At 60.2% G+C, this 13,034-nt stretch carries 9 protein-coding genes; 3 read left to right on the plus strand and 6 right to left on the minus strand.

Annotated elements, in window-relative coordinates:
* Positions 1–30 precede the first annotated feature (30 nt).
* Positions 31–501 (minus strand): MarR family winged helix-turn-helix transcriptional regulator, encoded by a 471-nt coding sequence (locus ASD70_RS12630; protein ID WP_056846606.1) that lies wholly within the window; start codon positions 499–501, stop codon positions 31–33.
* Between the two features lie 144 nt (positions 502–645).
* On the opposite strand from ASD70_RS12630, the gene aceE reads away from it, so the two are divergent.
* Entirely contained in the window at positions 646–3,306 is a 2,661-nt protein-coding gene (aceE, locus tag ASD70_RS12635; protein WP_056846607.1) for a pyruvate dehydrogenase (acetyl-transferring), homodimeric type, read from the plus strand.
* A 1-nt stretch (position 3,307) separates the two neighbouring features.
* On the opposite strand, the gene ASD70_RS12640 is transcribed toward aceE, so the two are convergent.
* A complete protein-coding gene (locus ASD70_RS12640; protein ID WP_046068711.1) occupies positions 3,308–4,129 on the minus strand; it encodes a DUF2242 domain-containing protein in 822 nt (273 codons plus the stop codon).
* Positions 4,130–4,218: 89 nt separating this feature from the next.
* Positions 4,219–5,118, minus strand: coding sequence for a LysR family transcriptional regulator (locus ASD70_RS12645; protein ID WP_056846608.1), 900 nt, complete (start codon positions 5,116–5,118; stop codon positions 4,219–4,221).
* A 114-nt stretch (positions 5,119–5,232) separates the two neighbouring features.
* Here ASD70_RS12645 and ASD70_RS12650 point away from each other — a divergent pair, with 114 nt between their 5' ends.
* Positions 5,233–6,414, plus strand: a complete 1,182-nt coding sequence (locus tag ASD70_RS12650; protein ID WP_056846609.1) for an MFS transporter — start codon at positions 5,233–5,235, stop codon at positions 6,412–6,414.
* A gap of 117 nt (positions 6,415–6,531) precedes the next feature.
* Positions 6,532–7,875 carry a Na+/H+ antiporter NhaA gene (nhaA, locus tag ASD70_RS12655; protein ID WP_046068714.1) on the plus strand — a complete coding sequence of 448 codons (1,344 nt, stop codon included), beginning with the start codon at positions 6,532–6,534 and terminating at the stop codon, positions 7,873–7,875.
* Positions 7,876–7,956: 81 nt separating this feature from the next.
* On the opposite strand, the gene ASD70_RS12660 is transcribed toward nhaA, so the two are convergent.
* The 3 genes from ASD70_RS12660 to lon form a co-directional block, all read right to left on the minus strand.
* On the minus strand, positions 7,957–9,831 hold the full coding sequence (locus ASD70_RS12660) for a SurA N-terminal domain-containing protein (RefSeq protein WP_046068715.1): 1,875 nt from the start codon (positions 9,829–9,831) through the stop codon (positions 7,957–7,959).
* Between the two features lie 230 nt (positions 9,832–10,061).
* The gene (locus ASD70_RS12665; RefSeq protein WP_003174819.1) at positions 10,062–10,334 is read right to left on the minus strand and encodes an HU family DNA-binding protein; all 273 of its coding nucleotides are present in this window, start codon (positions 10,332–10,334) and stop codon (positions 10,062–10,064) included.
* Positions 10,335–10,482: 148 nt separating this feature from the next.
* Positions 10,483–12,879 carry an endopeptidase La gene (gene lon, locus ASD70_RS12670; protein WP_046068716.1) on the minus strand — a complete coding sequence of 799 codons (2,397 nt, stop codon included), beginning with the start codon at positions 12,877–12,879 and terminating at the stop codon, positions 10,483–10,485.
* Positions 12,880–13,034: the final 155 nt, after the last annotated feature.

A 13,034-nucleotide genomic window follows, 5' to 3' on the forward strand; every position in this document is an offset into this window, starting at 1 on the left:
TTCGGGCTTGCATTGGCTTTTCATTGTTGCTCAGCGCTTGCCGCGGCTGCGGGTCGGCACGCCCGCCGACATCGCCAGCCCCGCAGTGCGCTGCAGGGCATCGGCAAACGCCTGGCGTTGCCCAGGTTCGATCTGCGACAGGAACAGCTCGTCCACGGTGCTTTCGTAGATCTTCCACATTTTTTTGCGCAACACCCGGCCGGCGTCCGTGATCGAGGCAAACGCCGCACGACCGTCGCCGTCGGAACGCGAGCGCACCACCAGGCCGTCCTTTTCCAGGCGATCTACCAGACGCGTGAGGTTGTAGCGCTCGATGGCCAGCACATCGGCCAATTCGTGCATGCGACGGGTACCATCGGGCCCGCTCTCCAGGCCCCACAAGGCGTCATACCAGGCGTACGGCGGCAGATCCGCCGCGGCCAACCGCCGCTCGATTTCACGGATGACCGTCCTGTGGGCCCTGACAAAACGGAACCAGACATCCGGTTCTTTCGACGACATGCAACACCATCCGGGGGATTTCAAGAAGGTTGCAATAGTAGCTCATCCCGCGCTAGATTCCGTCATATCGTTGCAATTGCAACTACATTTGCATCACTCCCACAAGGAGCTCGCCGCTTGAATCCGCCTACCCTGGAGCCTCACATGACCTCGAATAACACAGCAAGACTCGACGATGATCCACAGGAAACCCGCGAATGGCTGGAGTCCATCGAATCGGTGTTGTCCACCGAAGGCCGCCCCCGCGCCCATTACCTGATCGACCAGTTGCTGGATTTCGACGTCGCGCGCCATGGCGACTTCTACGGGCGGGTCACCACCCCCTACGTCAACAGCATCCCTGTCGAACGACAACTGCCCTACCCCGGCAATCTGGACATCGAGCGTCGCACCAATGCGTTTATCCGCTGGAACGCCATGGCGATGGTCCTGCGCGCAGGCAAACACTCAGGTGTAGGTGGGCATATCGCCACCTACGCATCAGCGGCGGTGTTGTATGACGTTGGCTTCGATCATTTTTTCCGTGGCCGAACCGACACCTTCGACGGTGACCTGATATACATCCAGGGCCACTCTTCCCCAGGCATCTACGGCCGCGCCTACCTGGAAGGCCGCATCAGTGAAGCCCAGCTCGACAACTTCCGCCGCGAGGCCGGCGGCGAGGGACTGTCGTCCTACCCTCACCCACGGCTGATGCCCGATTTCTGGCAATTTCCCACCGTGTCCATGGGCCTTGGCCCGATTACCGCCGCCTACCAGGCGCGGTTCATGCGTTACCTGGAGTTTCGCGCCCTCAAGCAACACCAGGGCCGCAAGGTCTGGGCATTCCTCGGCGATGGCGAAATGGACCAGCCGGAATCCCTGGCTGCCATCTCCCTGGCAGGCCGCGAAAAACTCGACAACCTGATCTTCGTCGTCAACTGCAACCTGCAACGCCTGGACGGCCCGGTGCGCGGCAATGCCAAGGTGATCCAGGAGTTCGAGAGCCTGTATCGCGCCGCCGGTTGGAATGTGATCAAGGTGATCTGGGGAGGCGGTTGGGACGCACTGCTGGAGAAGGACCAGAGCGGCCTGCTGCGCCAACGCATGATGGAGTGCGTGGACGGCGACTATCAGAACTACAAATCCCAGAATGGCGCTTATGTGCGTGAACACTTCTTTGGCAAATACCCGGAGTTGCTGGCGCTGGTTGCGGACATGTCCGACGACGATATCTGGAAACTCTCACGGGGCGGGCATGACCCGGACAAGGTTTACAATGCCTACGCCGCCGCCGTGCGCCACAAGGGCCAGCCCACGGTGATCCTGGCCAAGACCGTGAAGGGTTTTGGCATGGGTGAAGCCGGCGAAGGCCAGAACATCAACCATCAGCTCAAGAAGATGGGTGCCGACGCGGTAAAAGCCTTTCGCGACCGCTTCGGCCTGGAAGTCGCCGATGACCGGCTCGACGAAATCCCTTACCTCAAACCCGCCGCCGACAGCGAAGAAGCTCGCTACTTCGCCGCAAGACGCCAAGCCCTGGGCGGCTATGTACCGGCGCGCCACACGGCTGTCGCCCCTTTGCAGATCCCCGAGCTGAGCGCGTTTGCCACCCAACTCAAAGACACCGGCGAACGCGCCATCTCCACCACCATGGCCTTTGTGCGCATCCTCGGCACCCTGCTCAAGGACCCGCACCTGGGCAAGCTGATCGTGCCCATCGTGCCGGATGAATCGCGTACCTTCGGTATGGAAAGCCTGTTTCGCCAGATCGGCATCCACTCCGCCGTCGGGCAGCTTTATACGCCACAGGACGCAGGGCAATTGAGCTACTACAAGGAGAGCAAGGACGGACAGATCATGCAGGAAGGGCTGAATGAATCCGGCGCCATTTCTTCGTGGATCGCGGCGAGTACGTCCTACAGCAATCATGGCCTGATGACTGTGCCGTTCTACATTTTCTATTCGATGTTCGGCTTCCAGCGCGTTGGCGACCTGGCCTGGGCCGCGGGTGATGCACGTGCGCGCGGCTTCCTGCTGGGTGCCACGGCCGGGCGCACCACGCTGATGGGCGAAGGCTTGCAGCACGACGACGGGCACAGTCATATCCTGGCGTCGGTGATTCCGTGCTGCGTGGCCTATGACCCAACGTTTGCCTACGAGCTGGCGGTGATTATTCGCGAGGGCATGCGGCGCATGTATGTCGAGCAAGAGGACATCTATTACTACATCACCCTGCTCAACGAAAATTACCCGCACCCAGCGATGCCCGAAGGCGTTGAAGAAGGAATCCTCAAGGGCATGTATCCGCTGAGCACCCACCCGCAAGCGCAGGTGCAGCTGATGGGCAGCGGCTCGATCTTGCGGGAAGTGATCGCCGCAGCCGAGCTGCTCGCCAAGGATTTCGCCGTGCACAGCGATGTCTGGAGCGTCACCAGCCTGACCGAGCTGCGCCGTGACGGACACGCCGCCGAGCGCTGGAACCTGCTGCACCCGCAAAGCGAGCCGCGCCAGAGTTATGTCGAAACCTGCCTCGACGGGAAAACCGGAGCAGTGGTGGTAGCGACCGACTACATGAAGTTATTCGCCGACCAGATTCGCCCCTTTGTGCACGGTCGCCGTTTCGTCGCACTGGGCACCGACGGGTTCGGGCAGTCGGATACCCGCGAGGCATTGCGCGAGTTTTTCGAGGTCGACCGCCACTTCATTGTTCTGGCGGCCTTGAAAGCGTTGGCGGATGACGGTGTGATTGGCCGGGACAAAATCGCCCTGGCCATCAGCCGCTACGGGATCAACGTCGACAAGGTAGATCCCGTAGCCGTCTGAGTCACTGCGCAGGCGCTGGCAGGGGCGGAATCGCCTCTGTCGGTGCTGGCAGGCTGGGGTTGGTCGGCGCCGGCGCAGGCTCGGTTACCGGTGTTGGGGCCGGCGCAGGTTCCGGGTTCGGCTCTGGTGTCGGCGCGATCGGCGCGGCCTCAGGTGGCGGCGCAAGAGGTTGCGCGGCGGCAGGCTGCGGTGTGTCCTGCGGCGCCTCGACCTTCTCGGCAGCCGGCGCAGCCTTGGGTTCGGGCATGCCCAGGTCAGCCTTGGGCTTTTCGGGAATATGCTCGGCCTGCTTCACCTCCTGGGGCAGGAACACATCCACCAGGGCGAAGTACCGCTCGTAGAACTTCGGCGCCGAGACGGTCTCGCTCGCCACCTTTACCATCGAGTCATCGGTGGAGCCAATCGGCATCGACACCGAACCCAGTACACCCACGCCCAGGCTGGCGGAGTTGTTGACCTTCTTCAACGCATAGCGATCCTGCAAGGCATTGGCAAACATCGTCGAGTGATTGCTGCCCTTGCCATCTGCGGCACACACCACATTGAAGCTGATCTGCAGGTGGGTCTCGCCAGTCTGCTGGAAGCTCTTGTTGCCGGCCACCAACTTGGGATCGCTGCTGGTGATGATGTAGCCCTGGCTCAGTAACGCACGGCGCGCCGCCTCACAGGCGGCCACGTCGCTGACCGGGTAATCACGGGAAAACGTACCGGAGTCATCGAAATTCTCGTGCTCATAGATAGCGGTCTTGGGTGACGAGCAACCCGCAGCGCCCGCCAGCACCAGCGCCAACCCGAGGCTGCGCAAGTGAAATGATGTCGACATTGAAAATCCTGAGGAAAACGGTCCGGACGGTATTGTGCAACAGAACAGGGCCTGGAGGCGCGCATTCCTGTCGGTAAAACGTCACAGGCTTAGGGAACCGCACCGGTAGGAAAAAGCCCGGCACACATATGGTCGATGAATACCCGTAGTTTGGCCGAAGCATGGCGACTGGCCGGCCACAACAACCAGAAACTGCCGCGGTGCTCGAGGTGCTCGTCCAGTACTCGCTGCAATTGCCCTTTGCTTACCGCCTGGTTGACCATGTAGTCCGGCAGGCATGCAATACCGAGACCTTCCTGCACCACATGATAGAGCGACTCGATGGTGGTACTGACCAATGGCGTGCGCAGGCTCGGCTCCGTTGAGCCCGGAACATGACGCAGGGGCCAGGGCTCCAGCTTGCCGGTGGCGCAGAATTTATGCCGCAGGCAGGCGTGGTGATTCAGGTGTTGCGGCTGACTTGGAATGCCGTGCTGCTCAAAGTAGCCGGGCGTGCCGACGATGACCAATTGGTAGTGCCCCAGATGGCGCGCCATCAAGCGCGAATCTTCCGGCTTGCCGGTGCGAATCACCGCATCGAAGCCCTCTTCGATCACGTCCACCATGCGGTCGGAAAAATCCACGTCCAACTCGATTTCCGGGTAGGCACGCATAAAGTCGCTGATCACCGGCATCAACAAACCACGCACCTGGGGCACGCTGATACGCAACTTACCCCGAGGCGCGGCACTGGCCTGGGTCAACTCCTGTTCGGCCGCCTCCACTTCCGCCAGGATGCGTCGCGAGCGCTCCAGGAACAGCGCGCCCTCACTGGTCAGGGTGATACTGCGGGTGCTGCGATGAAACAGCCTGACACCCAAGCGCTCTTCCATCCGCGCGATGCTTTTGCCTACCGCCGAAGATGACACACCCAATATCCGACCCGCCCCGGTAAAGCTGCGGGTGTCCGCGACCTGTACGAATACTGAGAGACTGCCAAGGTTGTCCATGGTGATGCCTTGGATGATTGCGGACAACAACGTCCGATAAGTTCGGAACCTTAGCCTGTTTTTCCGCACACCGCAGCCCCCTACCCTGTCTCCTTGCCCCTCAAGGAGAACCCCATGAACGACAGCCCTTTATTGGCCGGTACTGCCCCCCAACATGAGGCCCTACCCCTGGCAGGCTTGCTGGCCCTGGCCTCGGCTGGCTTTATCACCATTCTCACCGAGGCGATGCCCGCCGGATTGCTGCCGCAAATGAGTGCAGGGCTGGGCGTGTCCCAGGCCCTGGTCGGGCAGTTGGTGACGCTCTACGCCCTCGGCTCGTTACTCGCGGCCATCCCCCTGACGCTACTGACCCGAGGCTGGCGCAGACGTCCCCTGCTATTGATTGCCATTGGCGGCTTTGCCTTGGTCAACAGTGTTACCGCGTTTTCCAGCCACTATGGCCTGACCTTGATCGCACGCTTTTTCGCGGGTGTGTTCGCTGGGCTGCTGTGGGCACTGCTGGCGGGTTATGCCAGCCGCATGGTTGCGCCTCACCTGCAGGGCCGGGCGATTGCCGTGGCCATGTTGGGCGCGCCGCTGGCCTTGTCCCTCGGCGTACCTGCCGGCACGTTGCTGGGTGCGCTGGTCGGTTGGCGTACCAGCTTCGCCATCATGACCGGCCTGACCCTGTTACTGCTGGTATGGGCGCGCTGGCAACTGCCGGACTTCGCCGGTGAACCGGCAAGCAAGCGCCTGGGCTTGCATAAGGTACTGACCTTACCGGGCATACGTCCGGTGCTGTGGGTGACCCTTACCTACGTGTTGGCCCACAACATCCTCTACACCTACATCGCGCCGCTGCTGGTGCCAGCCGGGATTGGCGGCGACATCGACAGGGTATTGCTCGTGTTCGGCTTGATGGCCTTGTTGAGCATCTGGCTGGTAGGCATCTGGATTGACCGGCATCTACGGCTACTGACCCTCATCAGTTGTGCGATGTTCGCCGTGGCCGCCTTGCTGCTTGGCCTCTGGATCAGCTCGCCAATCAGCCTCTACATCAGCGTGGCGTTGTGGGGCCTGGCGTTCGGTGGCCTCGCGGCCCTGTTGCAAACCGCCCTGGCCAAGTCGGCGGGCCACTCGGCCGATGCCGCGCAATCAATGCTGGTCACGGTGTGGAACCTGGGCATAGCCGGGGGAGGATTGGTAGGTGGCTTATTGCTGCAAAGCTTCGGTGTCGAGGTATTCCCATGGGCGGTTTTAGGCCTGATGGCGCTGGCGGTGGGCGCAATACTGGGTAAGACAAAGCACGCACGATGACAAGTTTGTTTACAACTTATTCATCAGCTTCCTATCATCCCCCTGGGTGCGTCGCTGCATAAAGTACGGCGCAGGTTAAAAGCCAAGCATTGGTCGGGCCGCCAATGGAGATTTGTCGTGCCTGATAAACACCCTGCGATCCCTCGCCCTCAACGTCTGGCTGAGGGCGCGTTGTCTGCCCTTGAGCGCTTTTCCCGTATCGAAGCCGTCAGCGGTATCGTCCTGCTGCTGGCGGCCATTGCGGCGCTGATCTGGGCCAACAGCCCCGCCGCGGCGACCTACGAGCATTTCTGGAACACGCCCATCACTCTGGGGCTGGGCGACTACAGCGTGTCACGCTCCCTGCACTTTCTGGTCAATGACGGGCTGATGACCATCTTCTTCCTGGTGGTCGGTGCCGAGATCCGCCAGGAAATCAAGGACGGTGCCCTCGCCAACCTCAAGCTCGCCACGCTGCCGCTGGGCGCGGCGTTGGGTGGCGTGCTGATGCCAGCGCTCATCTACACCCTGCTCAACCACGGCACTGCCGCCGCGAGTGGCTGGGCCGTGCCCACCGCGACCGACATCGCCTTTGCCGTGGGCGTGCTGGCGTTGCTGGGCAAATCGATCCCCAGCGGGGTGCGTATCCTGTTGCTGGCCCTGGCGATCATTGACGACATCGTGGCGATCCTGATCATCGCTATCTTCTTCACCGCCAGCCTCGACTACATGGGTTTGGTGATTGCCGCAGGCGGCCTGGCCCTGGTGCTGGTGTTTCAGCGCATGGGCATCGGCAAGGCCGCGATCTATCTGCTGCCAGGCGCGATTGTCTGGTTTGGCCTGCTCAAGACCGGCGTGCACCCTACCCTCGCCGGGGTCATCCTTGGCTTGATGACGCCGGTCCATTCCAAGCCCACCACTGAGCGCCCGCTGGAGACCATCGAACGCACATTCAACGAGCTGATGGAGCGCTTCTCGCAATCGGCGCAAGGCCCCCAGCAGGTCGCCCAGCCCCTCAAGCAACTGCGCGAAGCCCAGAGGGAAATGTTGCCGCCGGTACAACGGGTGCAATCGGCACTGCACCCGTGGGTAGCGTTCGGCGTGATGCCGCTGTTCGCGCTGGCCAATGCCGGAGTGAGCCTGGACGGTTTCAACCTGGATGATCCGTTGGCCCACGGTGTGTTCATGGGCGTCATCTTCGCCCTGGTACTCGGCAAGCCGTTGGGCGTGATGCTGGCGAGCCTGGCGCTGGTCAAGCTCAATATCTGCAAGCTGCCCGATGGGGTGACCTGGACGGGGGTGGGCCTGGTCGGCCTGTTGGCGGGGATCGGTTTCACCATGTCGATCTTTATCTCTTCCCTGGCCTTCTCCGACCCGGCCCTGCTGTCGGCTGCCAAGCTGAGTGTATTGGCCGCTTCGACCCTGGCGGCGCTGATCGGCCTGACCTGGGGCAAGCTCAAGTTCGCCGGCAAGCCTACTTAAGGCGAGTTCAGCAGCGCTTTATCGAGGGCAAAAAAAAGACCCCGGCCTTTTCAGGACGGGGTCTTTTTATTCAGGCCGGCATCAGTATTTCTTGATGTCTGCCTGGGTTTCCAGCTGCTTGCGGTACGCCGCGAAGTCCTGCTGGCCGATACGGGAAGCGAGGAAGCGACGGTATTGCGCCTTTTCTTCGTCCGTAGGCGCTGCCGCTTCGTTGACGCCGTTCAAACGCACGATCACCAGGCTGCCATCGCGCAGGGTCACGGTGGTGAAGGTCGGCTTGTCCTTGGCCGCAGGCTTGGGCATGCGGAACAGGGCTTGCAGCACGGCCGGGTCGATGGATTCCTGACCACGGGTCGCCGCTTCAGTGACCTTCCAGGCTTGGCCGTCAATCGGCTGGTCCAACGCGGTCTTGCCATCGCGCAGGCTGGCGATCAACTCGTCGGCATGAGCCTTGGCAGCAGCGCTCGCGCGCTCCTTGGTCATCTGTGTGCGAATGGCCGCCTCGACCTTCTCGAGCGGCAGTTGAGCCGGCTTGAGATGCTCCTTGGCACGCAGCACGATGATGGTTTCCGGGTCCAGCTCGATGGCGCTGCTGTTGGCACCTTCATCCAGCACTTCCGGGCTGAACGCGGCGGTGACCACGGCACGGTTGGCCGCGACGCCTTCGCCACCTTCGCGGCCAAATGGCGCGGAGGTATGGACGGTCAGTTTCAGGTCAGATGCCGGCTGGGCCAGGTCGGACGCTTCAAATGCCGCATCTTCCAATTGCTTGGTCGCTTCGACAAACCGCTGTTCCACTTGCTGGGTCTTGAGCTCGCGGGTCAGCTTGTCTTTCAGGCTGGCGAACGATGGTACCTCAGGTGCTTCAACGCCCAGCAACTTGATCAAGTGCCAACCGAAAGCACTGCGCACAGGCGCCGATACCTGGTCTTGCTTCAAGCCGTACAAGGCAGTTTCGAAGTCCGGATCGTAGACGCCCGGACCGGCAAAGCCCAGGTCGCCACCATTGTTGGCCGAACCTGGATCCTGGGAGAATTCCTTGGCCAAGGCCTCGAACTTCTCACCCTTGGCCAGGCGCGCCTGGATCTCTTCGATCTTGGCCTTGGCTTGTGCCTCGGTGACCTTGTCGTTGACTTCGATCAGGATGTGCGCGGCACGACGCTGTTCAGCGAGGTTGGCGGTTTCCTTCTCGTAGGCAGCCTGCAATTCATCGTCCTTGACGGTGACCTGGTCGAAGAAAGACGACTTCTTCAGTTCCAGGTAGTCGATGACCACCTGGTCCGGGGTCATGAATTCCTTGGCGTGCTGGTCGTAGTAGGCCTTGACCTCGTCATCGGTGAGTTTCACCGCCGCAGGGTCAGCCTTGATATTGACGGTGGCGAAATCGCGGGTCTGCTTTTCCAGACGGGCAAATGCCAGCACCTCGGCGTCGGTCACGAAACCGCTGCCGGCGATACCTGCGCGAACCTGGCCGATCAGCATTTCCTGGGTCAGCATCTGACGGAATTGCATACGGCTATAGCCCAGCTGACGAATCACCTGGTCAAAGCGTTCGGCGCTGAACTTGCCGTCCACCTGGAATTCCGGCGTCTGCAGGATCACCTGGTCCAGTGCCGCTTCCGAGAAGCCGAACTTGGAATCAGCAGCGCCTTGCAACAGCAGCTTGCGATCGATCAGGCCCTTGAGGGCCGCGTCGCGCAGCAGTTTTTCGTCCAGCAGGGAAGCGTCGAAATCCTTGCCCAGCTGTTGCATCAGCTGGCGCCGTTGCATGTCGACGGCCTGGCTCAATTCGGTCTGGGTGATTTCGTCACCGTTGACCTTGGCCACGTCCTGCTTGTTGTTACCCGAAGCCTGGAAAATAGCCTCGATACCGGTGAACGCCATCAATGCGACGATGATCCCGATAATGGTCTTGGCAATCCAGCCTTGTGAATTGTCCCTGATATTTTGCAGCATGCGTCCCCCAGAAACGGTTGAACTTCAAATTTAGGCAACCGTGGAGCGTGGGTAGAGTCCGGATAGAAGAAAGGCGCATCCGAGGATGCGCCTTCTCGTAACTGGCGGAGCGGACGGGGGTTAGAACCCACACCCCCGGCATGGCGACCCAATGGATATGTGGGTCAGCTGCCGCTCCGCTGCCAGGCCAGACCTGCGTCTAACCCGGGTAGGTAAGGCAAGAACGAAGCTTAGTTAACCGCTTCTTTCAGGGCTTTACCGGCTTTGAAACCTGGTTTCTTGGCAGCAGCGATTTGCAGTGCTTTACCGGTCTGTGGGTTACGGCCAGTGCGAGCTGGGCGATCGGTCACAGAGAAAGTACCGAAGCCTACCAGTACCACGGAGTCGCCGGCCTTCAGAGCGCCAGTGACGGATTCGATTACTGCGTCCAGCGCACGGCCAGCAGCAGCTTTCGGGATATCAGCGGATGCGGCGATAGCATCAATCAGTTCCGACTTGTTCACTCTAAGTCCCCTTATATATCTATTGAGTATGATTCTAAGTTTTTTGGTAAAAGCAAAAACCAGTGCTGAATGGCCTACAGACACTTAAGAGCCGCTTTATAACAAGGGCTCTAAAAAGCTGTCAAGGAAGCCCCCAGGCTTTAACACATTAATGCGTGCTAATTCTTTCCTTGGAATCGGACTCGCGTTTTTCGTCCTTCGCGACTATCTCCGGAGCCACATCCGGCAAGGGCTCCGGCGCGTATTGCAGCGCAATTTGCAGGACCTCGTCAATCCATTTAACCGGTTTAATCTGAAGATCCTGCTTGATATTGTCAGGAATTTCCTTCAAATCGCGAACATTCTCTTCAGGAATGATCACCGTCTTGATTCCACCCCGGTGTGCAGCAAGCAATTTCTCTTTCAGACCACCGATAGCCAATACTTGGCCACGCAGGGTAATTTCCCCGGTCATTGCCACATCGGCGCGCACAGGAATCCCGGTCAATGCCGACACCAGGGCCGTGCACATGCCTACGCCCGCGCTGGGGCCGTCCTTCGGGGTCGCCCCTTCCGGCATGTGGATATGGGTGTCGTGCTTCTCGTGGAAGTCCAGGGGGATGCCCAGGCTGCGGGCGCGGCTGCGCACCACGGTCTGCGCGGCCGTAATGGATTCGACCATCACGTCACCCAGGGAGCCGGTCTTGATCAATTGGCCTTTGCCCGGAATTACCGCGGCTTCGATGGTCAGCAATTCGCCACCCACCTGGGTCCACGCCAGGCCAGTTACCTGCCCGACCTGATCCTGTTGTTCGGCCAGGCCGTAGCGGAATTTCTTCACGCCGAGGAAGTGTTCCAGGGAGTCGGCAACCACCTTCACGGAGAAGCGTTTTTCCAGGGCGTGTTCCTTGACCGCCTTACGGCAGATCTTCGCAATCTGGCGCTCAAGGCCCCGTACACCGGCCTCGCGGGTGTAGTAACGCACGATGTCGCGGATCGCCTCGACGTCAAATTCGATCTCGCCTTTCTTCAGGCCGTTGGCCGAAATCTGCTTGGGCGCGAGGTATTTGACGGCGATGTTGATCTTTTCGTCTTCGGTGTAGCCCGGCAGACGAATCACCTCCATCCGGTCCAGCAAAGCTGGTGGAATGTTCATGGAGTTGGAGGTGCACAGGAACATTACGTCGGACAGGTCGTAGTCGACTTCCAGGTAATGGTCGTTGAAATTGTGATTCTGCTCTGGATCGAGGACTTCAAGCAGCGCCGATGCAGGATCGCCACGCATGTCGCTGCCCATTTTGTCGATTTCATCGAGCAGGAACAGCGGGTTGCGCACACCCACTTTTGTCATCTTTTGAATCAATCTTCCGGGCATCGAACCGATGTAGGTACGGCGATGACCACGGATTTCCGCCTCGTCACGCACGCCGCCCAGGGCCATGCGCACAAACTTGCGGTTGGTGGCGCTGGCAATCGACTCCGCCAGGGAGGTTTTACCTACACCTGGAGGGCCGACCAGGCACAACACCGGGCCGCGGATTTTCTTCACGCGCTTTTGTACGGCGAGGTACTCGAGGATGCGTTCCTTGACCTCTTCGAGACCGTAGTGGTCGGCATCGAGGATCTCTTCGGCACGGGCCAGGTCCAGGCGTACCTTGGTCTGAGCCTTCCACGGCACCTGTACCAGCCAATCGATGTAGGAGCGCACCACGGTGGCTTCGGCCGACATCGGCGACATCTGCTTGAGCTTGTTCAGCTCAGCAGTGGCCTTGGTCAAGGCGTCTTTCGGCAGGCCAGCGGCGTCGATACGCTTTTTCAGCTCTTCGATTTCGTTGTGGCCTTCCTCACCGTCACCGAGCTCTTTCTGAATGGCCTTCATCTGCTCATTCAGGTAGTACTCGCGCTGGCTGCGCTCCATTTGTTTCTTCACGCGGCCGCGGATGCGCTTCTCGACCTGCAACAGGTCGATTTCGCCATCGAGCAGCGCCAGCACGTGTTCGACACGTGCCGGCAGGTCGATGATTTCGAGGATGTCTTGCTTCTGTTCGATTTTCAGCGCCATGTGCGCCGCCATGGTGTCGACCAGACGGCTTGGCTCATCAATGCTGTTGAGGGAAGACAGGACTTCAGCCGGGACTTTCTTGCCCAACTGCACATACTGCTCGAACTGCGAGAGCAGGCTGCGTACAAACACCTCGGACTCACGCTCCGGGGCCTCGATTTCTTCGATCAGCGCCACTTCGGCGCGCAGGTGGCCGTCCACCTCCATGAAACGCTCTACCGCGCCGCGCTGCTCGCCTTCTACCAGTACCTTGACGGTACCATCGGGCAACTTGAGCAATTGCAATACAGTCGCAACGGTGCCGACGCGATACAGGGCGTCTTCGCCTGGATCATCATCAGCTGGATTCTTCTGGGCCAACAGCAGGATTTGCTTGTCGCCCGTCATCGCGGCCTCGAGGGCTTCGATAGACTTCTCGCGCCCCACGAACAGCGGGATAACCATGTGCGGATAGACGACGACATCACGCAACGGCAGGAGAGGCAATTCGATGGTTGTCTTCATGATTTCGCCTCTATGACAGTTGAAAAGTAAGCTTGAAACCAAGATGGGGGTTCGATGCAAAAAAAACAAGCTCAATGCCAGCAGTTAAACGCATGAATAACCGCGAATTTAACCACTGCCCTGAGAAACCACCCCAAAAAACAAGGGGCCCCTGA

Source organism: Pseudomonas sp. Root569, from assembly GCF_001427465.1.
Lineage (GTDB): Bacteria > Pseudomonadota > Gammaproteobacteria > Pseudomonadales > Pseudomonadaceae > Aquipseudomonas > Aquipseudomonas synxantha.

What these genes read in the sequence shown, in the direction of transcription:
- ASD70_RS12630 (WP_056846606.1), bottom strand. Translation starts at nt 501, where the DNA reads ATGTCGTCGAAAGAACCGGATGTCTGGTTCCGTTTTGTCAGGGCCCAC.
- aceE (WP_056846607.1), top strand. Translation starts at nt 646, where the DNA reads ATGACCTCGAATAACACAGCAAGACTCGACGATGATCCACAGGAAACC.
- ASD70_RS12640 (WP_046068711.1), bottom strand. Translation starts at nt 4,129, where the DNA reads ATGTCGACATCATTTCACTTGCGCAGCCTCGGGTTGGCGCTGGTGCTG.
- ASD70_RS12645 (WP_056846608.1), bottom strand. Translation starts at nt 5,118, where the DNA reads ATGGACAACCTTGGCAGTCTCTCAGTATTCGTACAGGTCGCGGACACC.
- ASD70_RS12650 (WP_056846609.1), top strand. Translation starts at nt 5,233, where the DNA reads ATGAACGACAGCCCTTTATTGGCCGGTACTGCCCCCCAACATGAGGCC.
- ASD70_RS12660 (WP_046068715.1), bottom strand. Translation starts at nt 9,831, where the DNA reads ATGCTGCAAAATATCAGGGACAATTCACAAGGCTGGATTGCCAAGACC.
- lon (WP_046068716.1), bottom strand. Translation starts at nt 12,879, where the DNA reads ATGAAGACAACCATCGAATTGCCTCTCCTGCCGTTGCGTGATGTCGTC.